Here is a 23,672-nt window from a genome sequence, read left to right as displayed (position 1 = left end):
GGATAAATACTTTAAAAGTATGTTGAAATTATTTATTCGGCTTTAAAAGCAGCGTCTATACGAGCAATTAAATCTGAATAGTGATACCGAGTTAATGTGTCTGAAGTGTTGTTTTTGCGTGCATTGATATCTCTGCGCAAGCGGCTCAATTCACCACGCATAAGGGGTAAAACATCAGAGATCAAAAGATCTTGATTTTCTCCTGCTTCCAGATTCTTTAGATAGTTTGTTGCTATATCAACATAGGTGCGTTGCAGGTTTCTGCGATATGCATCAGTTTTTTGACCGCGGTATAATTCACTAAAAATCCCAGTTCTCAAATCGTTCATCAATGCAACCGGAGAATAAGCCTCAGCGCCATTAGTTTGAACATTTTCAATCATTCTGCTGATGCGAGAGTCGTCTAACAGGCGATTGAGAGCATAGGTCTGAATACTTTTAACCTGATCAATAGCTCCGCTAGCTTCAATTCGATTTAAAATCTCTATGTCTAGAAGCCATTCAGGAGTATTAAATGCATTCTCATTTAAAAAGTCAACTGCTTCCTTCTGGATTTCTTTAGGGACCGGTTCATAAACAGTACCGTCTTGATCAGCAGTTTTAATGGTTTCGTAAACTCCACCAACGTTTGTGATTACGTGATTCACATAACCTCTCCATAAATAATTGAGTTCGCGGTAAACTTCCTGTAAATCGTCATAGCCGTAACCGTCTTTTGTAGTCCAGCCAATCAAATTAGGAACAACCTTTTTAAGGTTAGCCAAGCCGTATGTGCTTGCTTTAATGTTATCATCCCCTAGGCTTTCAGTTTGAGAATGCGGGTCTATCCCTCTAGAGCTTCCAAACTCATACCAGGGATTTCCGGCTTTTTCTAAAATCCATTTATCTAAAGTTTTCTTTTCAGCTTCTGGGTTGTTAGCTTCTGGTAAATAACGATAACCCCAGTTTACAGCATACATATCATAAGGTCCCATCATGCGAATGTAGCGAACGCCTTTGTCTTCGGGTTGCGCTACATAATTAACACGGGCATAATCCATTATAGAAGGGGTGAGGCCGTATTTCTGCGTAAAAGAAGCCACGCGTAGCGAGTCTGTAGGGTAGGCTGAACTAGCCTTCATATTGTGTGGTAATCCTATCGCGTGCCCCACTTCGTGAGCAATAACCATACGCATCATTTCGCCGATTTCTTCTTCAGGAGTTTCTAGTGTGCGGGCAGCAGGATTTTGAGCTCCGGCCTCAATCATAAACCGGTTTCGATACGAACGCAGGTGGTTGTGATACCAAATCACATCAGACTCAAGAATTTCACCCGTTCGCGGGTCAGATACTGAAGGCCCAACAGCATTACGAGTAGTGCTGGCAACATATCTAATTACAGAATAACGTACATCTTCCGGACTAAACTCAGGGTCTTCCTCTTTAGTTGGTGGGTCTTTAGCGATAATAGCATTTTTAAAGCCAGCACCTTCAAAAGCTTTATTCCAGTCTTCAATACCTTTTTTGAAATAAGGCCGCCACTTTAATGGAGTCGCAGGATCTAAGTAATAAACAATGGGTTTAACAGGTTCTACGAGTTCGCCGCGTTTGTAGGCTTCTATATCTTTAGGCTCTAACCTCCAACGACGAATAATTTGATAGTCATCAGATTTTAAAGCGTCAGAATCATAATCGTATTTTTTGATGGAGAACCAACCTACGCGAGGATCTGCAATACGGGGTTGCATTTTATCTTCGGGCAGTAAAATCATCGATTGATTCATAAGAAAAGTAAGCGTTTCAGCCTGATCTCTTTCTGGTGGCTCTTCAGCATCGTAAGTCATTACATGCTTGACCTCTACATTTTGCGGATATGCGTGTGCAGATTCGATATATGTTCTGCTTCCGTCAAGACGTTTGACTTTGTATTCTTTTCTTAAACGAGGAGAAATAGCATTTATGGCTCCAATATCCTGAGTGAATAAATCAGTAGCATCTATTACAGCTCCTGTAGAATCTTTACTGAAAGTCTTGATTTCAGCACTGAAAAGAATAGGGTAGAAGTTGTTAGCTTCTACCGATTTGTAAATAGGGCTTTCTTTGTCACTTTTATTTTCAAAACTGATTACTTTTACGTCAATTTTATCACCGCGTCTTACCCAGCGAATAACTTGCTCATTAACTTTTGACCCTGCATTCACATAGCCTCCGCCATAGCCGGCAGGAACTTTAGCAATTCGACTTACGAGTAGCATATCTTTTCCTAGAAGAGAATCGGGTATTTCAAGATATAATTTATCGTCTACCCGGTGTGTGGTAAAAAGACCTGGATCGCTTGCTGCATCATCAGTTATGATCTCATTATAAGATTTAAACTTTGATTTTTTAGACTCGGTTTTTTCAGAATGTTTAGGAGATAATGTGTTTTTTTGAGTTTTGCAGCCGTATAGGGTAAGTGAGGCTGCTAAGATTAGGGAAAATCGTTTTAGCATTTTAAAAAGTTTTAAGGCAGAATTTACTCATTAAAAATAAAAAGGACCTCTTTAAGAAGTCCTTTTTGTGATATATTGAGATTGTTTTTTTTTGACTTATTTTGTTTTGTAATAGCCTTCTAAACAAAAAATATAAGATTGTGCAACTTCTCTAAACTTACGGCTAAACTCTTTGTCAAAGTCCTTTTTAATAGCGGTGTCTAATAGGTTTGAAGAAAATTGATACGATTGAATCAATTTGGTTTTAAACAATTGCAATTGATCATTAGATAATTTGGCGCGCAAATTACAGGAGTAGTTCTTATTCTTTTCAGGTAATTTAGGGCTGGCTTCTAGAGCAAAAGTTAGCTTGTCGTCATTTTTAAAAGTGATTTCTAGCGTATCACCGGCTTTAAGCTTTGCAAGCTCTTGGCGGGTTCCAAGTATAAGATAATTAATATCATCTATGGTATGAAAACCTAAATGTAATTGATTTTTGGGATCAAGATCTAGTTTGTTAGACTTGGAAGTTCGTGTGCGGTTAAAATACAAACCTTTGTGGCTACCGTTAATTTGTTCAATAGTAATGATGGAATGACCACCAAGAACAAACTGTTTATTTTCACCAGTTTTGAGCTCTCTAATTAAATAGTTAGGAGAAAAAAGTAGATTGCGTTCTAAATCTTTATCTAGGTTATTAGAGTTTTTGAAAAATTTGGATAAAATCATATATTGAATTCAGGGCGCATGGGCAATTACTACAAATTTAAACTTCAAAAACCGCACTGAGTGTTAAAAACATCAATGAAGGTCTTTATCATAATGATACAAATAATATGCCCTTATAGTCAAGATGAACATAAAATTTATATTTATTTGTAGGGGGTGTGTTTTAGAACAAAGCTAATTTTAAAATTAACACGTTAAAAACATATGCAAAGATACAGAAGTAAAATGAGCAAATCATTTTAAAACAGGTAATATATTTTTAATTTTAACTAAAAAACCCTTATAAACACTACGCTTATAAGGGTTTTAGTACTCGGGACGGGACTTGAACCCGTACGAACTAATGTTCATTGGATTTTAAGTCCAACGTGTCTACCAATTCCACCACCCGAGCTTGGGCTTTCAATAAAAAACCCCATTATATAATGGAGCAATTCTTAGAGCGAAAGACGGGATTTGAACCCGCGACCCTCACCTTGGCAAGGTGATGCTCTACCCCTGAGCTACTTTCGCAATTTGTATTAGAACGTCTTGTCTAATGCGGATGCAAATTTACAAGATTTCTTTAATCTGCAAAGCAATTTCTTCAAAAAAATAAAAACAATTAAGAAACCTGATTTTTCTTACTGCGTACAAGCATTCTTTTGATCTCGTTGAGTTTCATTAATGCTTCTACTGGAGTGAGGGTATCTATATCAGTATGAAGGATTTCGCCTTTAATTTCTTCCAGTAAGGGGTCGTCAAGATTAAAAAAGCTCAGCTGCATTTCATCATCCTGAGCTGCTTTTAAAGAATCTTTATGTTCTTCTTTTCTATTAGATTTTTCTAATTGAGCGAGCATCTTATTAGCTCTGTGCAGAACTTGCTGGGGCATTCCTGCCATTTTAGCCACGTGTATTCCAAAACTGTGGGCGCTACCTCCAGGGATCAATTTCCGAAGAAATAAAACATTGTCTTTCAATTCTTTTACTGAAACGTTGAAGTTCTTAATTCGATTGAATGTTTCTCCCATATCGTTCAATTCGTGATAGTGGGTTGCAAAGAGGGTTTTAGGGCGTGAAGGATGTTCATGCAAGTATTCGCTAATAGCCCATGCAATCGAAATCCCATCGTAAGTGCTTGTCCCGCGGCCAATTTCATCAAGAAGTACTAAGCTTCTGTCTGAAATATTGTTTAATATGCTTGCGGTTTCATTCATTTCTACCATAAAAGTAGATTCGCCCATAGAGATATTGTCACTTGCTCCGACGCGGGTAAAAATTCGATCAACGAGGCCAATGCGTGCAGCTTTAGCAGGGACAAAGCTACCCATCTGTGCAAGTAATACAATAAGAGCGGTTTGTCTTAATATCGCTGATTTACCAGACATGTTAGGTCCGGTGATCATGATCATTTGTTGGGTGTCACGATCTAAGAACGTATCGTTTGCAATATAAGGCTCGCTGATTGGCAGCTGTTTTTCGATTACCGGGTGGCGACCCTCTTTTATTTCAAGCTCATACGAATCGTCAAGCTCTGGTCTGCTGTATTTGTTTTCGTTAGCGAGACACGCATAGCTACGCAAACAATCTAATTGAGCGATAATATTAGCATTGATTTGAACAGGCTGAATAAATTGGGTTATCCAACTTACTAATTGATTAAACAATTGTTGTTCAATAGCGAGAATACGCTCTTCTGCACCTAGAATTTTAGCCTCGTACTCTTTTAATTCTTCTGTTATATAGCGTTCAGCATTTACGAGCGTTTGTTTCCTGATCCATTCTGGAGGGACTTTATCCTTATGTGTGTTGCGCACTTCTATATAATACCCAAAAACATTATTAGAAGCTATTTTAAGCGAAGTGATTCCGGTACGCTCCGTTTCTCTTTCGAGCATTTTGTCTAAATAAGCTTTCCCGGAAGTAGCTAGGTTTCTGAGTTCATCTAACTCTTCGTGAAAATCAGGAGCGATGGTGCTTCCCTTTAAGATATTAACTGGAGCATCTTCATTAAGGGTCGCTTTAATTTTAGATCGTAAATGCTCCAGATTATTCAGCTTCTCAGAAAGAATTTGCAAAGCCTGATTGTCTGCTTGTTCGCCTAAAATTTTGATAGGCACCATAGCTTCTAATGAATTTTTTAGAAGAATGATTTCACGTGGAGAAACCTTGCCGGTAGCCACTTTAGAGATGAGACGCTCTACATCACCTATTCTTTTAATATCTGCAGAAAGCTGGCTGTAAAATTCAGGATTTTTGAGAATATATTCTACGATCTCGTGTCGCTCTGTGATAGTTTCAAGTGTCTTCAGTGGCAACGCCAGCCAGCGTTTAAGAAGCCTTCCGCCCATTGGTGATATGGTTTTATCGATCACGTCTAATAGGGTTATGGCTTTGGTTGAGGTGCCTTGATACAACTCCAGGTTGCGTATCGTAAAACGATCCATCCAGACATAAGCATCTTCTGCAATACGGGCTATGCTTGAAATGTGTTTTAATTGATGATGCTGGGTTTCGCTTAGGTAATGCAGTGCGGCTCCGGCAGCAATAATGCCTTCCTCTAAATGCTCAATGCCAAAGCCTTTTAGAGATTTGGTATTGAAATGTTTATTGAGGCTTTCGTGAGCAAAATCGGTTTTAAAAACCCAATCTTCCTGATAAAAAATATGAAAGTCTGTTCCGAAACTGTCCCTAAAATCAGCTTTGTTTTTTTTGCTGATGAGCAATTCACTTGGACTGAAATTTTGCAGTAGTTTGTCAATATAAGCGGCATCTCCTTGTGTTGTTAAGAATTCACCCGTAGAAACATCTAGAAAAGAAAGACCAATGAGCCGCTTTCCAAAATGAATCGCACCTAAAAAATTATTGCTTTTAGATTGAAGCACTTCGTCATTTAGAGCTACACCTGGCGTAACCAATTCTGTCACACCGCGTTTTACAATATTCTTAGTTTGTTTGGGGTCTTCTAACTGATCACAAATCGCTACGCGACAACCTGCTTTAACCAGTTTTGGTAAGTAGGTGTTTAATGAATGATGTGGAAAGCCAGCTAGTTCTGTGCGTTCACTTCCATTGTTTCTGTTTGTTAAGATAATACCTAAAATTCCGGCAGCCTTGACAGCATCTTCACCAAAAGTCTCATAAAAGTCTCCCACTCTAAATAATAAAAGCGCATCTGGGTATTTATTTTTAATACCGTTGTACTGCTTCATCAAAGGTGTTACGCTTTTCTTTTTCGGTTTTTTTGCCATAATTTTTAGAGGGATGCGATATTAAATTGGTGTCGAAACTGCTGGGGATAAATTTAAAAAATCTATGCTGTAATTATCGAAATGTGCTGAGGAGTTATTTATATTTTTCAACAATAATATAAGGATGGGAAGCGACTTTTTTGTTCGTTATGTAGTCTGCTGAATGTGTATTTTTGCGGTATGAATAGAAAATTGAAAAATAGCGAACTTGACCGCAAAACGGTTGAAGAATTTAAGGAAGCAAAAAAGACTCCGATAATTGTTGTTTTAGATAATATTAGAAGTCTTAATAATATAGGCTCGGTATTTAGAACAGCAGATGCGTTTCTAGTTGAAGCTGTTTATCTATGCGGGATCTGTGCGCAGCCTCCTCATAAGGATATTACTAAAACAGCATTAGGAGCTACCGAAACAGTCGCGTGGCGCTATTTTGAATCTACTTTAGAAGCTGTTGAAGATCTAAAACAAAAAGGTTTTAAGGTTGCTGCAATAGAACAGGCAGAACATGCAATCATGCTAAATGACTTTGAGATAGAGTCTGATCAAAAAATAGCTGTTATTTTTGGTAATGAAGTGAAGGGTGTGAAGCAGCACGTAATAGATGTATCAGATTGTGTGCTTGAGATACCGCAGATTGGCTCAAAACACTCCTTCAACATTGCGGTTAGTGCGGGTATCGTATTGTGGGATTGTTATTTAAAAATTATTAAAAATAATTATTAGGGGTTTCAAAGGGAATATGTGATTATTTTGAATCATAAATTTGTATTAAAGTTTTCGTAATTATTGAGGTGATAGCAATTAAATTGTGAAGTTTTACGTTGTACAAGTATAAAATAACAAAACCCAACTACATGAAACTAAATAATTTTGACTACGCTTCTTACGAGCGCGGTTCTAAAGACGGGCGTAAGTTTGGCCTGGCGATAGGAATTGTGATAGGCCTCGCGATAATGATTGTAATGTTAAGCCTTTTATATTTTAAGTAATAATCTGCTTTAGCAAATTCAAATAATCAACTCTATTATCAACAAAGTCCATTTCAGAAATGTCAAGTATTTTGATGTGTTCTTGTCTTCTGTTTTTTATCATATTTAAATATCCCTGATTGATATCTACTAGATAATTTTCAGATATGTCTTTCTCGTATGCTCTGCCGCGTTTCTTTATATTTTCTAAAAGACGCTCTGTGTTTTGATACAAATAAATATAAAGATCCGGCTTTGCAATTTCTCTATACATAATACTGTGCAGCTTTTTATACAAACTGTACTCGTCTTCACTCAAGGTTACTTTTGCAAAAATCAATGACTTTTGACTGTCATAATCTGCGATCATAAAATCTTTAAACAAATCATATTGACCAATATCATCTAATAATTGTTGATATCGATCGGCTAAAAAAGACATCTCAAGCGGAAACGCATAGCGGGATTGATCTTCGTAGAATTTAGGTAAAAATGGATTGTCTTTAAAACGCTCCAGAATAAGTTTAGCATTAAAGTCCTCACTAATCATTGTAGCTAGTGTAGTCTTGCCAGCACCTATGTTTCCTTCAATAGCGATATAATTGTAGCTGCTCAAATTCAGTTCTTGCTGTGGGTTTTTTAACCAACGTTGAATTTTCTCGGGAATACCTTCATCCAGACTTTCGGCTAGAAGAGTCGAAATGGTTTTTTTAAGAATAGGATGCTCTACTGCCGAAGCAATATCATTTAATGGGTGTAATACAAAATTACGATCTTGTAAATGAGGATGTGGAACTGTGAGATTTAACTCATTAATAACTTCGGCGTCAAAAAATAAAATATCTATATCAATAGGACGATCGCTATACCCTTTTTTATTAGAACGTGCTCTGCCTAGTTTTTTTTCAATAGATAAACAAGTAGCAAGTAGCTTTTGACAATCTAAGTGCGTATTTGCAGAAACAGCGCAATTGAGAAAATCTGCTCCGTCAAAACCCCAGGATTTTGTCTTGTACACCGGAGAGATCTGTTTTATAGCTCCAACTTCTTCAAAAATTGCATCAATCGCATTTTGCAGGTTTTCAAAAGGATCACCTTGATTACTCCCTAAGGATAAGAGTATGTTTTTTAGTGGTTTAATGAGTGTATTTTGTTAAATATTTTAAGAGCAATTTAAGTAAAAGCCCTTTACATTCTTCTAATTTTGACAAGAAGAAAACAATAAGCATTCTAGTTTGACGCAAGCCACAATGAGCCAGAGAGATGCGCTGGCAGCGTATCGAATTTACTTTATTTTAGGAGCGCTTTTTATATGCTCTTTGGTAGTTTCTAACCTTATTTTCCAAAAATTCTTTTATTGGGATTTCTTCGGGGTGTATCGTTTTGAGATTTCAGTTGGAATTTTACCGTATCCCGTCACCTTTTTGATCACCGACTTAATCAGTGAGATTTATGGCAAAAAGAAGGCTAATCAGATTGTGACTGCCGGTATTTTTGCCAGTATTTTTTCGTTAGTAATTGTTTATACTTCGGCAGCTGTTCCGGCTACAGACTGGTCACCGGTTGATGATGCGTTGTTTGATAAAGTGTTTGGAGCTACGGTCGTAGCTGTTTTGGCTTCGATGATGGCCTACTTATTTGCGCAATATATAGACATACAGCTTTTTCATTTTTGGAAAAAACTAACGAAAGGCAAGCACCTCTGGATTCGGAATAATTTCTCAACATTTTTCAGTCAGTTTGTAGATACCGCAACCGTGCTTTTGTTGCTGTGTTTTTTTAATAAAATAGAGTGGAGTCTATTTGGAACCCTGCTTTTGAGCGGCTTTTTATTTAAAGTTTTAATTGCGGTTTGTGATACTCCTTTTCTCTATCTGGGCGTTTATTTGTTTAGAAAGCGCTTCAAACTTGCTCCGGGAGAAGAAATAGGAGCAGAGCTTAATGCCTTCCAAAAGGAAGAGAAACTATAAAATACATTATGAAAAAGATATTTAAAATTTTTGGAATTGTACTTCTGGTACTTGTGATAGGGCTTATCGCTGCTCCGTTTTTATTTAAGGGGCAGTTAGAGGATTTGCTGAAACGTTCTATTAATGAAAACCTAAATGCTACTGTTGCCTGGGAAGATTTTGACCTTACGCTGTTTAGTAGTTTCCCAGATGCAAGTGTTAAGGTTAAAAATTTTAGCGTGACCAATAATGCGCCTTTTGCCGGGGATACGCTGGCCAGCGGAACGGAATTGCAGCTGGATATGGGAGTTATGCAACTCTTTAAAACCTCTTCTGGCAAACCTATCGCAGTTGATGCGATTAGCCTGGATGAGGCGTTTATAAATATAAAGGTAGACAGTTTGGGGAATGCCAACTATGATATAGCAAAAGAAACTCCTGCAGCCAGCACTACTACAGATACACTTGCTGATAATTCTGGAGGATTTCAGTTTGATGTGCAGCATTATAAGATATCTAATTCACGCATTAATTATTTAGACGAAAGCACCCAGACCTTTATGCGCTTATCTGAAGTAAATCATGAAGGTGACGGTGACTTTTCTGCTAATATTTCAAACCTAAATACTACCACAGAAGCATTGGCCTCATTTGATTTTGACGGAGTCAATTATTTAAATAAAAATAAAATTTCGTTAGATGCGGTAATTGAGATGAATCTTGATGATCAGCGTTATACATTCAAAGAAAATGAAGCATTGATCAATCAATTGCCACTGGTTTTCTCAGGATTTGTTCAGGTAAATGAAAGTAATAACGAACTGGATTTATCCTTTAAGACACCATCTAGTGATTTTAAAAACTTCTTAGGAGTGATCCCTGAAGTTTATGCTAAAAATCTTGATGGCGTAACAACTACCGGGGATTTTAGCGTAAACGGGAGAATAAATGGTGTGGTGGATGAGGAGCATATCCCGATGATGAATATTGAAATATTGTCTAATAATGCCTCTTTTAAATATCCTGATTTGCCAAAATCGGTTCAGGATATTATAATAGATGCTAGCATTGTGAATGAAACCGGAAATCTGGATGATACCTATTTACGTTTAGGTAATCTGAATTTTAGAATTGATCAGGATGTGTTTAACGCAAAAGGAAGAATAGATCGATTGACTACAAATCCGCTGGTTGACTTGGCTTTAAAAGGAAAACTCAATTTAGCGAATCTGGAGCAAGCTTATCCTTTGGAGTTGGATCAAGATCTTAATGGAATGCTTACGGTTGATATGACTGCTAATTTTGATATGAATAGTGTAGAGAAAGAGCAGTATCAGAATATAAAAAGCTCAGGTACTGCGAGTCTGAAAGATTTTAAATATGTTTCTCCTGAACTTCCCAATCCGTTGACGATGGCGCAAACGAATGTTACGTTTAATCCGGGAACTATAACATTGAATAATCTAGATGCACAAACAGGTAAAACAGATATTTCAGCAAAAGGAAGTATTGAGAATCTGATTCCTTTTGTGCTTTCTAAAGAAGATTTAAAAGGAAGATTTACTGTGACTTCCAAAGTGATTGATCTGGCAGATTTTAGCGTTGTTGAGACTGCAACTCAAGAAAATACTTCAACCACTGAAAAAACAGTTGCACAAGCAACAGGGGGAACTGCTATTAAAATACCTTCTTTCTTGGATGCAGGGATCGATTTTTCAGCCGGAAAAGTTATTTATGATAACATCACCCTTACTAATGTGAGTGGTAATCTGAGTGTAAAAGATGAGACTGCTAGCCTTAATAATATTAAGTCTAATATTTTTGGAGGAGCAATAGGGCTTAACGGAAATGTGAGCACAAAGACGACTACGCCTACCTTTAAAATGGATCTGGATTTAAAAAGTGTTGACATCAGTCAATCTTTTGAAGGGCTCGAGATGCTTCAGAAGTTTGCGCCAATCGCCAGAGCTTTACAGGGTGCTTTAAACACAACTATTCAGTTGAATGGTAATCTTTCTGATGATTTAACGCCTGTACTTTCTTCTTTGGCGGGTAGCGCTTTGGCACAATTATTAACCGTTGAGGTAGATCCTGAAAAAATGAAGTTGCTCAGTGCACTAGATGCTAAACTCGACTTTATTAATCTGGATAAATTAGACTTCAGTAATTTAAAAACACAATTGAGTTTTGATCAAGGTTTAGTGACTGTAAAACCATTTGACTTCAATATTAAAGGGATTAACGTAGGAGTGAGCGGTACGCACAGCTTAGAGAATACGATGAATTATACGCTTAATCTTAAAGTGCCTGGCACGTATTTAGGTTCAAAACTGGGTAGTACATTAGCAGGATTAAGCAATACAGATTTAGAAAAGTATACGGTTGATTTACCGGTAACGCTTACCGGTAATTTTACGAGTCCGCAGGTTTCTTTAAATACAAAACAAGCTGTAAATAGTTTAACGCAACAGATAGTAGCCACCCAGAAGGATAAACTCAAACAACAAGGAGAAGATAAGATTAAAGATGTTTTAGGTGGAATTCTTGGAGGGAATAAAACAGCAGATACTTCAGCTGTAAAAACAACAAGAGATACGACTTCGACTTCAACTCAAAGCAATACTGCAAAAGCAGTTAAAGATGTTTTAGGAGGTTTGTTCGGAAAGAAAAAACCAGCAACGGATACTACTAAAACTAACAATTAGTTGATTTAGAATTGTTATAAAAAAAGAGCGCTAACTGGCGCTCTTTTTTTTGCTATAAAATGCTATTGAATGATTAGAAACTAATCACGATAAACTCAGACCTTCTGTTTAATTGGTGTTGCTCTTCTGTGCAATCAGAGCCATTACCGCAATCATTTATAAGCTCAGTTTCCCCAAAACCTTTTCCTGAAATTCGGGTAGGTTCTATACCTCTGCTTACAATCCAATCTGCAGTTGAGCGCGCTCTTTTATCAGAAAGACTTAAGTTGTAAGCATCATTACCGCGACTGTCTGTATGTGATCTAATCTCGACCACTAAAGTTGGATTAGATTCCATTACAGCTAAAACTTTAGTGAGTTCTTCTTCTGCATCAGGCCTGATATTAAAGCGGTCAAAATCAAAGTAAATAGGTTTTAGATCAAGAAGTTTTGCAAGATCATCACCTTCATTAATTCTTGTAATCCTAGGTTCTAAATAAAGGTCAACAACCATAGGACCTCCATCTGCAGGGGCAGTAACGAGTTCTTCCGCAGAATAATATTCAGGCTCATCTGCGCGTATTAAAATCTCTTCGCCACAAATGGGGTTCAAGGTATATTCACCCTTTTCATTAACTTCAGTTTTTTGCAATAAGTTCCCCTCAAGGTCAAGGATGCTAACTGTTGCTGTAGGTATAGGGAACTTTGTTTCCTTATCTCTTACAGTACCGGTTATTAATGACTCGCAAACAGGGATTTCTTTAGGTGTTCTTGTGAATCTGAAAATATCATCACTTCCCATTCCAAAATAACGATTAGTTGAAAAATATCCTGTATTTGTATATTCATCAACGATAAAGGCAAAATCATCCTGTGGACTGTTAATAGGTTCTCCAAGATTGATTACATAGGCAAAATCTCCGTTCTTTTTAGTGGCAACAACATAAATGTCAAGACCACCTAAACCGGGTCTACCGTCAGATGAAAAATACAGATTTCCCTTTTTACTTACATAGGGAAAGTTCTCTCGACCTTCGGTATTTATTATTGGCCCTAAATTTTTAGGAGTGCTATATTCATTATCACCCAATATGTCAACAACCCAAATGTCTGAAAATCCAGTTGTACCCGGCATATCTGATGAGAAATACAGCTGCTTGTTGTCTACACTTAAGGCAGGATGCGAGACAGAATAGTCATCATCATTAAAAGGTAATTCAACTGGGGTACTCCAGGAATCTCCTTTCTTTGTAGATTTAAAAATTTTAAGACGTACTGTTCCGTTTTTATCTGTGCGTTTTACTCCTTGACTAAAGTTATTACGTGTAAAGTACATAGTATTCCCATCTGCAGTAAAACTAGGTGAGGATTCGTGGTACTTTGAATTAATACTGCCTCCAAATTTTTCAACTTTCCCTAACTCTCCGGTTTCTATATCTATAGGGGCTTGATAGAAATCTAAGAAAGGTTCATTATTCCAGGTATGAATATATTTTTTTGTAGTCCCTGTATCTCTTGCAGAGGAGAATATGATTCTATCTTTATAGAACATGGGGCCAAAGTCTGATAGTCGGGAATTGGTTCTTCTCAGATTTTCTACTTCATACTCACTATCTGAATAGCTGATTTCTTCAAGGTAGTCTGGCTCTTCTGCGAAAAGCTCTGCTCTAGAATCACCACCTTTAAGCTTTCTAAAATCAGACATGATCTTATCTGACTTTTCATATTCTTTAATTCCTTTTAAAGACTGAGCGTATCTAAAAAGATATTCTGGAGTTAGCGTTTCAGGGTATTTTTCAACAAGTTTTTCAAACCATTGGGCGCTATCTTCATATTTTCCGTTGAAATAATAAGAATCTCCTAATTTTTGAAAAAGCTCTGCTGATTCATATCCACCTTTTGCAAGGCGTAAATAGATTTTTTGAGCATCTATAAATGCATAGCTCTCAAATTTTTTGTCTGCTTTACTAAGTTCTTTTTCTTGAGCAAATGAGAAAGTAATGCATACTATAAATAATACTTTAAATAAAAGTATACTTTTATTGACCTGCTGCATAAGTTAAAATATGTGTTTGAAATTAGGATTTAGGGGAGAGCAAATATAAATAAATAAAAACCTAAAACTTTATTTATTACTTGCATAGAAGTCAAAAATATTAGGGGGTTTTTCCTGTTTTTCAGAGAGTTGATGTATTTTTTACAGGTTTTGATTTAAAATTTGACAAGAATGATTAATGATCCCCAGTGATTTTATGAATTACTTTGTCTAAAACACATTAAATTTGAGTAAACATAAATTTTATGCTGAAAGATGCTATTTTAAATAGGAGATCTGTTTTTCCTAATCAATTTTCAGACAAGAAGATTGCAAAAGATCAAATCAACGAGTTGCTTGAAATGGCAAACTGGGCACCAACTCATCGAAAAACACAGCCCTGGAGATTTAAAGTTTTTAAGGACGATGCATTATCACTTCTAGCTGATTTTGTGACTAAAGCATATACAAAAGATACTCCTGCTGATAAATTTTCAGATTTTAAACTGAAAAAAAGCATTCAAAAAATTGAAACAAGTGGTGCTGTTATTGCAATTTGTATGCAACGCGATCCTAAATCAAGTATTCCAGAATGGGAAGAAGTGGCTGCTACTGCGATGGCAGTGCAAAACCTATGGTTAATGGCTGGGGAAATGGGACTTGGGGGATACTGGAGTTCTCCGGGTTATACTAAAGAAATGAATGTTGATCTTAAGCTAGAAGAAGGAGAGCGTTGTCTCGGTTTTTTCTATCTGGGTGTGTATGAGGGGGAGCAGCTCATAGGTGAGCGGGACACTGTAGCATCAAAAACGACTTGGTTTTAAAACTATTCTTTAATTACCACACCGTCTTTCATCACAAATAATACTTCGTTTAAGGTATTTATATTTTCAATAGGATTTTCAGAGACAGCAATAATATCTGCTTTAAAACCAGGTACTATTTGTCCTAATTCACGTTCTGATTTTAATACCATAGCGCTTGTAATTGTTGCGCTTTGTATGGCTTGCATAGGTTTCATTCCTGCTTCAACCATATAGCCAAATTCTTTGGCGTTATCTCCATGAGGGAACACTCCTGCGTCAGTACCAAAAGCGATTTTAACTCCTTTCTTATAAGCCATCGCAAAAGTCCTTTGTAATTGTGGACCTATTTCTAATGCTTTAGGAACGATTACAGCAGGATAATAACCTTCTATTTTTGCTTTTTCTGCTACATATTTTCCAGCACTTAAGGTTGGAACATAATAAGCGTCACGCTCAATCATTAGTGTTGCAGTTTCTTCACTCATTAAAGTGCCATGCTCTATAGTTTTAACCCCAGCTCGAATGGCACGTTGCATCCCTTCATCTCCATGTGCGTGCGCCGCCACCTGCAAATCATAGTCTTTGCCGGTGGTAACAATAGCATTGATTTCTTCTTCTGTAAATTGTGGGTTTTGACCATTTTTTGCAACACTCAGAACACCTCCTGTAGCCGTGATTTTAATCCAGTCTGCCCCATTTTTATAACGCTGTCTTACGGCTTTGCGGGCATCATCTACACTGTTGATGACTCCTTCTTTAGGTCCGGGATCTCCTATTAATTCTTTATTATTTCCATTAGTGGGATCTGCGTGACCACCGGTAGTTCCAATAGCTTTTTCTGCAGTAAAAATGCGAGGGCCTATTACTTTGCCTGAGTTTATAGCATTTCGCAGTGACACATTTACACCACTTCCTCCTAAATCACGTACCGTTGTAAAACCGGCTTTGATGGTACGCAGTGCAATTTCCTGAGCTTTGTAAGCAACATCTGCTTCATTCAGGATAAATTTCTCTAGGTATTTATTAGGACTGGTTTCACTTTCGATATGCACGTGCATATCAATAAACCCCGGCAATACGGTTTTAGATTTCAAGTCAATGATTTCACCGTTTCCACTCTGAAAACCATCTAGAATTTCCTGAATAGAATCAGCCTCAACTACTATGGTTTTTTCTTCGAGGACCTTTCCATTTTTAGTGTCTATTAACTTACCTACTTGCAAATAGGTTTTTTGAGAAAAGGCATTTATGCTGAAAATACAAACAGCCAGAAGAAGAAAGTTGCGCATAGTGGTTAATCTTTAATCAATAAATTCTAAGATTTTAGAAGTAATATACTCAATTTGTTCATCATCAAGCTCCGTATGCATTGGTAAAGAAATGACCTCTTTTACTAATTGATTGGTAACGGGAAAGTCTTTTTCATCATAACGCTCGTCTGCATAAGCTTTCTGTTTATGCAACGGAATAGGATAATAAACACCACAAGGGATGTCGTGAGCATTAAGGTACTTAACCAATGCATCACGGTCAACGTCTTTTAAGCGCAAAGTATATTGATGAAAAACATGACAATCGCAAACTTCACAAATCATAGGAGTCGTAATCTTAGGATGATTGTTCAATTTTTCAGAATATTTTCGGGCAGAGGCTCTACGTTTTGCATTGTAATCATCAAGATGGGGAAGCTTTGCACGCAATACCGCAGCTTGTATAGAATCTAATCTTGAGTTTACACCTACTACATCATGGTGGTATCGCTCGTACATTCCGTGGTTTACAATACCTCTAATCGTATGAGCTAAAGCAGCATCATTTGTGAAAATAGCACCGCCATCTCCATAACAACCTAGATTTTTAGAAGGAAAAAAAGAAGTGCTACCCACGTGACCAATGGCACCCGTCTTTATCTTGCTCCCATCTTTACGGGTGTAGTTTGCACCAATCCCTTGCGCATTATCTTCAATTACAAAAAGGTTATGCTCTTCAGCGATCTCCATAATGGCATCCATTTCGGCAACTTGACCAAAAAGATGCACAGGAACAATAGCTTTAGTTTTTGGCGTAATAGCCCGTTTTATTGCTTCAATATCTATGTTAAAACTATGTGGATTCACATCTACTAAAACAGGTGTAAGCTGCAATAAAGCAATAACTTCTACCGTTGCGGCAAAGGTAAAATCTGCAGTAATCACTTCATCGCCGGGTTTTAAACCCAGCCCCATCATTGCGATTTGTAAAGCGTCTGTACCGTTAGCACAAGGGATGACGTGTTTTGCACCTAAATATTCTTCAAGTTCTTTTTGAAAACCGTGAACTTCAGGGCCATTGATGAATGCTGTGTTGTCAATTACTTCTTGAATAGAGCGATTTACCTGCTCCTTTATAGGCTCGTATTGACCTTTAAGGTCAACCATCTGTATTTTTTTCATAGGTGTTTTTTATGCCGAAAATTTAAAAAATCAAAAGTTGAGAAGTGGTTTTTCTAATGAAAATCCGGTCATTTTCTGGTAAGACGAAAGTACGAAATCTAGCCGCTTCAACCAATGTCTTTTTTTACAGAAAAGGCTACTTTTGCGAGGTTATGCGGCATATCTATTCTTTTTTTATTGCACTTTTTCAGGCCTTACTTCCGGTATTGGGACTATTCAGCTCTAAACTGAAAGAATTCAGGAGTGTACGTAAACCAGTATTTTCTTATTTAGAGAGTAAAATTAAAGGTTCAGACCGGTTAATCTGGGTACATGCCGCTTCTTTAGGTGAATACGAGCAAGCAGTACCCGTTCTTGAAGCTCTAAGGGTCGAATACCCAAAGCATAAAATGCTACTTACTTTTTTTTCGCCTTCAGGCTATACCATAAAAAAAGACACACCATTAGCAGATATTGTTACCTATTTGCCGCTTGATACCAAGTCTAATGCAGATACTTTTGTAAACTGTTTAAGTCCTGAATTAGTGCTTTTTGTGAAGTATGAATTTTGGCCTAATTATTTAGAAAAATTAAAACGCAATAACATTCACACTATATTGATATCTGGAGTTTTTAGAGAAAGTCAACCTTTTTTTAAGTTCTACGGAAGTTGGATGAAGAAGTCCTTAAAAGCTTTTAATTACTTCTTTTTGCAAAATGAATCTTCTTTGAAAAATCTCAAAAAATTAGGGTTTGCAAATGGAGAAGTTAGCGGAGATACACGTTTTGACCGTGTGAGCAGACAACTTGATTATAATAATACCTTAGAGTTTATTGCTGAATTTAAACAAGACAAGCTGTTGTTAGTTTGTGGGAGTACATGGCCAGAAGATGAAGCAAACTTACTGGATTTTATCAATAGTAAAGCAGATGTTAAGATCGTTCTTGCACCACATAAAATAAACACAGAAAAGATTGAAGATTTCCGCAGTAGGCTGACTAAGAATGTGATCTTATATTCTGAATTGCAATCAAAAAACCTACAAAAAGCTGATGTTTTAATCATTGATGCCATTGGTTTTTTGACTAAAATTTATGCTTATGCAGACCTAGCATATGTGGGCGGTGCTGCTGGTAATACGGGGTTGCATAATGTATTAGAGCCGGCAACCTTTGGGCTTCCTATTTTAACCGGAACGCATATAGAGAAATTCCCAGAGGCTGGTCAACTCAATAGGTTAGCAGCATTATTTACTGTAAAGACCCCCGAAGAAACTTCAGCGGTTTTAGAAAAATTGATTTCAGATAAAAACTTTAGACAAAAGACAGGTATAATTTCGGGTCAGTTTGTTTCCCAAAACACCGGAGCAACACACTCAATTATGAATTATTTAAAAAATCAAACGCTTACTGCCTGATTGAGGTAGTTTCTAAAAGGTAGCATTTCTTTGTAAATTTGGAGTACGTGATTCTCAAAATCGTCACTAGTAACTAGCTTTTGAGTAAGATCTGTTTGTACAGCAAAACTCTTCTTGCGCAATAATTCTATGTATTTATGGTCTTGAGAAAATCCTTTGGGTGCAGTTTTAAGACTATCGCCATCATCTATCAGCCAGCCAAACATCTTCTTAAAACCGGGTTTGTTTAAAATCTCCAGTAATTCTTCGCCGTTATAATCAATAGCTTGTCTAATACTTTTAAGTAAAGAAGATTTTGGTTTGTAAAACCCTCCGGCAATAAAACTTTCTGAAGTGCCTAAATGTATGTAAAAGTCTCCCTGTTTAGCTTCTTGATCAAGACCTGCACCAAAATGATCTTTATAAATAGGCTTGTTCGGGTGATAAAGTAGATTGTTATTGATGCGATTTATGGCTTTTTTACCTGGTGTATGAGTATAATCAGGATCAATCTCAGCAAGTTTTATGTCCATTTTATTCAGCCAATCTATGTAGAAATCTCTAACCTCATAGTACCTGTTTCGATTTTCGTCCATCCATTCTTTAGAATTGTTTTGCTGAAGCTCGCGTAGAAAATCATAAAGTTTATAAAAGCTCATGTTTTTAGGTTAAAGGTAATAACCGACGATTTCAAGAGTAGTAAATAGTTGCTTTTTAACGCATTATTTAGAATTTTTAGCAATCATTTACCAAAATAGAAATAAAAGCAATCATTATTCTGTATAGATTTGTCCTTCAACCAAATTATGGAATTATGAAAAAAGTAATTGGAATTTTTGTTTTAAGTCTTTTAGCTTTCAACACGTTTTCTTGTAGAGAAACTGAAGAAAAGGAAACAGTAATTGTAAAAGAAGTTGAAGTTGAAGATGACCGCGAAGGTGTTCTAGAGCGTACAGCAAAAAAAGTAGATAACGAAGTGAATAAAGAAATCGATCAGGAAATTGAAAAGATCGGAGATGATAATTAATATTGAAATTATGAAAAAGATAAGCATATTAGCGAGTCTACTAGTAATGGTTACACTTTCTGTTACTTCTTGTCGTGAGAAGAGTGAGAAGGAAAAACTAGTAGAAGAGATGAAAGAAGAAGGTGCTGAGATCGAAACAAAAACAGACGATGACGGCAACTACAAGATGAAAATGGAATCTGACGATAAAGAAGTCAAGATTAAAGAAGATGCAGACGGCGATACAAAGATCAAAGTAGATCACTAGGCCTAAGTATTTTTAGAAAACAAAAACCACCTCATTTAGGTGGTTTTTTATTTTAGATAAACTTTATAATGCTACTTATTTAAAATTGCGCATTTGATTTTTTAATTCTTCCATACCTTGTTGCAGTTCACGTAAAAGATTACTTTCTGATGGAGAATCTAAGTGAAAAGTAAGTTTACTATTCACTTGCCACAATTCTTGAATATCACTTACTTGAACTTCAAAGGGTACATATTCTTGATTCAGAGAAATCAATAGAACTTTAGAAGGATCTGGTAGTTTTTGTAATTTTTTAATCACAACTGCATCTGGCATAACAACTACATAAACACGGTTTGTTGTGGCTTCGTCCATATTTGAAATGGCTTTGCCTAAAACCCAGTCTTCGGGCATAAAATTAGGTAGCATGCTATCTCCTTCTATTTGAAAACCACGGTATGTAGCGTTACGATATTGTGGTAATGGGAGATCAAAAGCAGGAAGTTGTTGATACCATTCAACATCTTGTACATTATGTGGATATCCTGCAGCGGCTTTCTGATTAACCATAACCAGATTCTCATTCTCATCAACATCAACAGTTACCACTTTTGGACTTACATCGCCCTTACCGGCGTGTAATAACTTCTGATTGCTGTAACCAAAAAGCCATAACGGGTTTACATTATACAGGCGTAAGAGTTCGGTGACCACTTGACCAGAAAGTTTGGTTCTTCCGCGTTCAATATCTGCTGTAGAATTTTTAATTCCCAAAGCTTGAGCAAACTCAGTTTGCGTTAAACTCTGTTCCTCGCGTATTTGCTTAAAACGACGTACATCGCCGGTTACATCATTGATTCCCATATGGTAAATATACTTTAATTTGGAATAAATCCGATTTAAATATAGGAAAAAATCCTTCAATAAGGAAAAATGCTTTAAATTCGTAAAAATTCCAAGCTATGAATTTTGAGAGAATTAGAGAAAAACTAAATATTCTTGCTGATGCAGCCAAGTATGATGTGTCGTGTTCCAGTAGTGGAAGCAACCGCAAGAACACGACAAAGGGTTTGGGCGATAGCTCGGGTATAGGAATCTGCCACAGTTATACAGAAGATGGGCGGTGTATCTCATTATTGAAAATTCTATTGACCAATCATTGCATTTTTGACTGTGCCTATTGTGTTAGCCGAAAGAGTAATGATATCAAGCGCGCGGGTTTTAAGATCCAGGAGGTAGTAGACCTCACTATAAATTTTTATCGTCGTAATTATATTGAAGGTTTATTTCTAAGTAGTGGCATTTTCTCAAGCCCAGATTACACGATGGAACGATTAATAGCTGTTGCTAAAAAGCTTCGGCTTGAAGAGAATTTTAACGGGTATATTCATTTAAAATCTATTCCCGGTTGTAGTGATGAGTTGATGCGAGAAGCCGGTTTGTATGCAGATCGACTTTCAATTAATATTGAGATTCCCACAGTTTCTGGTCTCAAACTACTTGCACCTGAAAAAGACCATAAAGACTTTATTAAGCCAATGGAAAAGGTTAAGAATGAAATCATACAATATCAGGCAGATAAAAAGCTTATTAAAAATACCCCGGTCTATGCACCCGCCGGCCAGAGTACTCAGATGATCGTGGGTGCTACGGGAGAGAGTGATAAAGATATTATGTATTCAGCAGTGCATTATTATAGCACTTATAAGATGAAACGGGTGTATTACTCAGGTTACGTACCGGTTTTGCAAGATGAACGCTTACCTGCATTAGGAACCGAAGTGCCTATGCTGCGTGAGAACAGACTCTATCAGACAGACTGGCTGTTGCGCTTTTATGGTTTTGATGTGCGTGAGCTTTTGAATAATCAGCATCCCAATCTTGATGTTGATATCGATCCTAAATTGAGTTGGGCATTGCGTAATATGCATTTGTTTCCGGTTGATGTGAATAAAGCAGACAAGCGAATGCTGGCTAGAATCCCGGGATTGGGAATGCTTTCTGTTAATAAGATTTTAAATGCCAGAAAGTATAGAAAACTCAATTGGGAAAATCTAAAGGCTATTGGTATTGCGATGAATCGTGCTAAGTATTTTATAGTTTGTGATTCTAAAGACTGGGAGCGCAAAGATCTGGAGCCAGCTCATATGAAAAGTATGATTTTACAAAGTTCTCAAAGTAAATATCAGAAAATGTACAACAAGCAGTTAAGGTTGTTTAATTGATGAAAACTCAAAAGCTTAAATACGATGGCACTTTTGAAGGATTGCTTACTGCGATTTTTACCGTTTATGAAGAGCGTTTATCTTCTGCACACATAATTGAAGAGCGTTTTTTTGAACCTGACTTTTTCTCAGAATTGATTATGGTTTTTACAGATGAGAATAAAGCTTCGCGAGTTTGGGAAGGATTGAAGGATTTTCAGCAGTTTAGGACTTCGGTTTATCGCTCATTCCTAAGCGAACTTCCTGATAAAGAAGTGCACATTCTAGATGCGATTCAATATGTATTGAAAACAAAAAGTGACAAAGATTACGGGCACCCTTCGGTTTTGAAATTGGCTCAAATCACTAAACAAATTGGTCGTGAAAAACACAGAATGGAAGCCTTTGTACGGTTTAAGCGAACAAAAGACGATATATATGCGGCGATTATAGAGCCTGATTTTAATATACTTCCTCTTATAGTAAAGCATTTTAAAAACAGGTATGCAGATCAGCAATTTGTGATTTATGACAAGTCACGCAGTTATGGTATTTTTTATGATCTAAATACCGTTCAGTTTGTTGAGCTCGACTTTGACGATACTGTCTTAAAAGAAGCACTTCACGATGAAGAAATGCATTATGATGAGATGTGGCAAGACTATTTTATAAGTACCGGCATTAAAAGTAGGATCAATAAAAAATTGCATTTACGCCACGTTCCCAAACGGTATTGGAAGTATTTAAATGAAAAAAATCCACTTTAAAAAGAATTGGTTATTTTTAGTTGCTTAACCAAAAAAATCCAAATTATGAAAAGAATTTTTTTAAATGTATTGATGATTGCTTTTACGGTATCTATTTACTCATGTAGAGAAACCACTCAAGAAAAAACAGAGGAGGCAGTTGAAGCTATGGGAGAAGATATTGAAAATGCAGCAGAAGAAGCAGGTGATGCAATACAAGGAGGTGCAGATGAACTAAACGATGAAATTCAAGGGAATGATGATGTGATGGATGACGATGCATAAGTATCCCATTTGAAGAATGAAAAAGCATTTTAAAAGTAATTTTAAGATGCTTTTTGTTTTTAGATTCAGAATAGTTGTATTGAAAAATTAAAAAAATGTTTAGTCTCTGTTAATCAAATTGTTGTGAAGATTGCGGTATTTTTACCAAAAATGCAAATCGATGAAAAATTTAATAAAATTTAAGAATAAGCGATGTTAATTTATATACATTTGGCACTGATTAACGCTAATTAAAATTACATCAATTATGAAAAAATTTATGTTCAGTGCATTTGCACTATTATTAATGGTTTCTGTTTCTGCTTGTCGCGAAACTACTGAAGAAAAAACTGAAGACGCTATGGAAAACGCTGCTGATGATATGGGTGATGCTATGGATGATGCAGGAGATGCTGTAGAAAAAGCTGCTGAAGATACTGGTGACGCTATCGAAGATGGTGCTCAGGAAGTAGAAGACGAAGTTGAAGGAAACGACGACATGTAATATTCTCTTTTGAGATAAAATAGAAAAGCCCCGAATAAC

At 36.6% G+C, this 23,672-nt stretch carries 21 protein-coding genes and 2 tRNA genes; 12 read left to right on the top strand and 11 right to left on the bottom strand.

Annotated elements, in window-relative coordinates:
- Window positions 1-32: 32 nt before the first annotated feature.
- The 5 genes from DSM02_RS05065 to mutS form a co-directional block, all read right to left on the bottom strand.
- Window positions 33-2,471, bottom strand: coding sequence for a zinc-dependent metalloprotease (locus DSM02_RS05065; protein WP_128764622.1), 2,439 nt, complete (start codon window positions 2,469-2,471; stop codon window positions 33-35).
- Window positions 2,472-2,567: 96 nt separating this feature from the next.
- On the bottom strand, window positions 2,568-3,179 hold the full coding sequence (locus DSM02_RS05060; RefSeq protein ID WP_128764621.1) for a hypothetical protein: 612 nt from the start codon (window positions 3,177-3,179) through the stop codon (window positions 2,568-2,570).
- Between the two features lie 310 nt (window positions 3,180-3,489).
- A tRNA-Leu gene (locus DSM02_RS05055) sits at window positions 3,490-3,573 on the bottom strand.
- A 47-nt stretch (window positions 3,574-3,620) separates the two neighbouring features.
- Window positions 3,621-3,692, bottom strand: a tRNA-Gly gene (locus DSM02_RS05050).
- A gap of 91 nt (window positions 3,693-3,783) precedes the next feature.
- The gene (gene mutS, locus DSM02_RS05045; protein ID WP_128764620.1) at window positions 3,784-6,411 is read right to left on the bottom strand and encodes a DNA mismatch repair protein MutS; all 2,628 of its coding nucleotides are present in this window, start codon (window positions 6,409-6,411) and stop codon (window positions 3,784-3,786) included.
- A gap of 180 nt (window positions 6,412-6,591) precedes the next feature.
- Between mutS and DSM02_RS05040 the strand changes: the two genes are divergently transcribed.
- Complete coding sequence (locus DSM02_RS05040) at window positions 6,592-7,134, top strand: RNA methyltransferase (RefSeq protein WP_128764619.1); 543 nt, start codon at window positions 6,592-6,594, stop codon at window positions 7,132-7,134.
- A gap of 131 nt (window positions 7,135-7,265) precedes the next feature.
- Window positions 7,266-7,400, top strand: a complete 135-nt coding sequence (locus tag DSM02_RS20660) for a hypothetical protein (protein WP_262707723.1) — start codon at window positions 7,266-7,268, stop codon at window positions 7,398-7,400.
- On the opposite strand, the gene folK is transcribed toward DSM02_RS20660, so the two are convergent.
- Window positions 7,393-8,502 carry a 2-amino-4-hydroxy-6-hydroxymethyldihydropteridine diphosphokinase gene (folK, locus tag DSM02_RS05035; RefSeq protein WP_317128227.1) on the bottom strand — a complete coding sequence of 370 codons (1,110 nt, stop codon included), beginning with the start codon at window positions 8,500-8,502 and terminating at the stop codon, window positions 7,393-7,395. The genes DSM02_RS20660 and folK overlap by 8 nt on opposite strands.
- A 127-nt stretch (window positions 8,503-8,629) precedes the next feature.
- On the opposite strand from folK, the gene DSM02_RS05030 reads away from it, so the two are divergent.
- Both DSM02_RS05030 and DSM02_RS05025 read left to right on the top strand, forming a co-directional pair.
- The gene (locus DSM02_RS05030; RefSeq protein ID WP_128764617.1) at window positions 8,630-9,349 is read left to right on the top strand and encodes a queuosine precursor transporter; all 720 of its coding nucleotides are present in this window, start codon (window positions 8,630-8,632) and stop codon (window positions 9,347-9,349) included.
- 8 nt (window positions 9,350-9,357) lie between these two features.
- Complete coding sequence (locus DSM02_RS05025; protein WP_128764616.1) at window positions 9,358-12,033, top strand: AsmA family protein; 2,676 nt, start codon at window positions 9,358-9,360, stop codon at window positions 12,031-12,033.
- Window positions 12,034-12,106: 73 nt separating this feature from the next.
- Here the strand turns inward: DSM02_RS05025 and DSM02_RS05020 are convergent, their stop codons facing one another.
- On the bottom strand, window positions 12,107-14,068 hold the full coding sequence (locus tag DSM02_RS05020) for an OmpA family protein (protein WP_128764615.1): 1,962 nt from the start codon (window positions 14,066-14,068) through the stop codon (window positions 12,107-12,109).
- A 245-nt stretch (window positions 14,069-14,313) separates the two neighbouring features.
- On the opposite strand from DSM02_RS05020, the gene DSM02_RS05015 reads away from it, so the two are divergent.
- Window positions 14,314-14,871: a nitroreductase family protein gene (locus tag DSM02_RS05015; RefSeq protein WP_128764614.1), complete on the top strand. Its 558-nt coding sequence runs from the start codon at window positions 14,314-14,316 to the stop codon at window positions 14,869-14,871.
- Window positions 14,872-14,873: 2 nt separating this feature from the next.
- Here the strand turns inward: DSM02_RS05015 and DSM02_RS05010 are convergent, their stop codons facing one another.
- Both DSM02_RS05010 and DSM02_RS05005 read right to left on the bottom strand, forming a co-directional pair.
- Window positions 14,874-16,142 carry a metal-dependent hydrolase family protein gene (locus tag DSM02_RS05010; protein ID WP_128764613.1) on the bottom strand — a complete coding sequence of 423 codons (1,269 nt, stop codon included), beginning with the start codon at window positions 16,140-16,142 and terminating at the stop codon, window positions 14,874-14,876.
- Window positions 16,143-16,154: 12 nt separating this feature from the next.
- A complete protein-coding gene (locus DSM02_RS05005) occupies window positions 16,155-17,285 on the bottom strand; it encodes a DegT/DnrJ/EryC1/StrS family aminotransferase (RefSeq protein ID WP_128764612.1) in 1,131 nt (376 codons plus the stop codon).
- Window positions 17,286-17,437: 152 nt separating this feature from the next.
- Between DSM02_RS05005 and DSM02_RS05000 the strand changes: the two genes are divergently transcribed.
- Entirely contained in the window at window positions 17,438-18,682 is a 1,245-nt protein-coding gene (locus DSM02_RS05000) for a 3-deoxy-D-manno-octulosonic acid transferase (protein WP_164918236.1), read from the top strand.
- On the opposite strand, the gene DSM02_RS04995 is transcribed toward DSM02_RS05000, so the two are convergent.
- Window positions 18,664-19,320: a DUF2461 domain-containing protein gene (locus DSM02_RS04995; protein WP_128764611.1), complete on the bottom strand. Its 657-nt coding sequence runs from the start codon at window positions 19,318-19,320 to the stop codon at window positions 18,664-18,666. The genes DSM02_RS05000 and DSM02_RS04995 overlap by 19 nt on opposite strands.
- 155 nt (window positions 19,321-19,475) lie before the next feature.
- Here DSM02_RS04995 and DSM02_RS04990 point away from each other — a divergent pair, with 155 nt between their 5' ends.
- Window positions 19,476-19,688 (top strand): hypothetical protein, encoded by a 213-nt coding sequence (locus DSM02_RS04990; RefSeq protein ID WP_128764610.1) that lies wholly within the window; start codon window positions 19,476-19,478, stop codon window positions 19,686-19,688.
- A 10-nt stretch (window positions 19,689-19,698) separates the two neighbouring features.
- Entirely contained in the window at window positions 19,699-19,935 is a 237-nt protein-coding gene (locus DSM02_RS04985; protein ID WP_128759974.1) for a hypothetical protein, read from the top strand.
- Between the two features lie 75 nt (window positions 19,936-20,010).
- Here the strand turns inward: DSM02_RS04985 and DSM02_RS04980 are convergent, their stop codons facing one another.
- Window positions 20,011-20,778, bottom strand: coding sequence for a LexA family transcriptional regulator (locus DSM02_RS04980; protein ID WP_128764609.1), 768 nt, complete (start codon window positions 20,776-20,778; stop codon window positions 20,011-20,013).
- A 98-nt stretch (window positions 20,779-20,876) separates the two neighbouring features.
- Here DSM02_RS04980 and DSM02_RS04975 point away from each other — a divergent pair, with 98 nt between their 5' ends.
- The 4 genes from DSM02_RS04975 to DSM02_RS04960 all read left to right on the top strand — a co-directional run bounded on the left by DSM02_RS04975 (window position 20,877) and on the right by DSM02_RS04960 (window position 23,633).
- Entirely contained in the window at window positions 20,877-22,139 is a 1,263-nt protein-coding gene (locus DSM02_RS04975) for a putative DNA modification/repair radical SAM protein (RefSeq protein WP_128764608.1), read from the top strand.
- Window positions 22,139-22,885, top strand: a complete 747-nt coding sequence (locus DSM02_RS04970; RefSeq protein ID WP_128764607.1) for a TIGR03915 family putative DNA repair protein — start codon at window positions 22,139-22,141, stop codon at window positions 22,883-22,885. Before DSM02_RS04975 ends, DSM02_RS04970 begins: the two co-directional genes overlap by 1 nt.
- 45 nt (window positions 22,886-22,930) lie before the next feature.
- A complete protein-coding gene (locus DSM02_RS04965; protein WP_164918235.1) occupies window positions 22,931-23,149 on the top strand; it encodes a hypothetical protein in 219 nt (72 codons plus the stop codon).
- Window positions 23,150-23,396: 247 nt separating this feature from the next.
- The gene (locus DSM02_RS04960) at window positions 23,397-23,633 is read left to right on the top strand and encodes a hypothetical protein (RefSeq protein ID WP_128764605.1); all 237 of its coding nucleotides are present in this window, start codon (window positions 23,397-23,399) and stop codon (window positions 23,631-23,633) included.
- Window positions 23,634-23,672: the final 39 nt, after the last annotated feature.

It is taken from the genome of Leeuwenhoekiella polynyae, assembly GCF_004104075.1.
Lineage (GTDB): Bacteria > Bacteroidota > Bacteroidia > Flavobacteriales > Flavobacteriaceae > Leeuwenhoekiella > Leeuwenhoekiella polynyae.
Note: the sequence above shows the minus strand (reverse complement) of the source record. Positions and strands in the feature narration are given on the sequence as shown.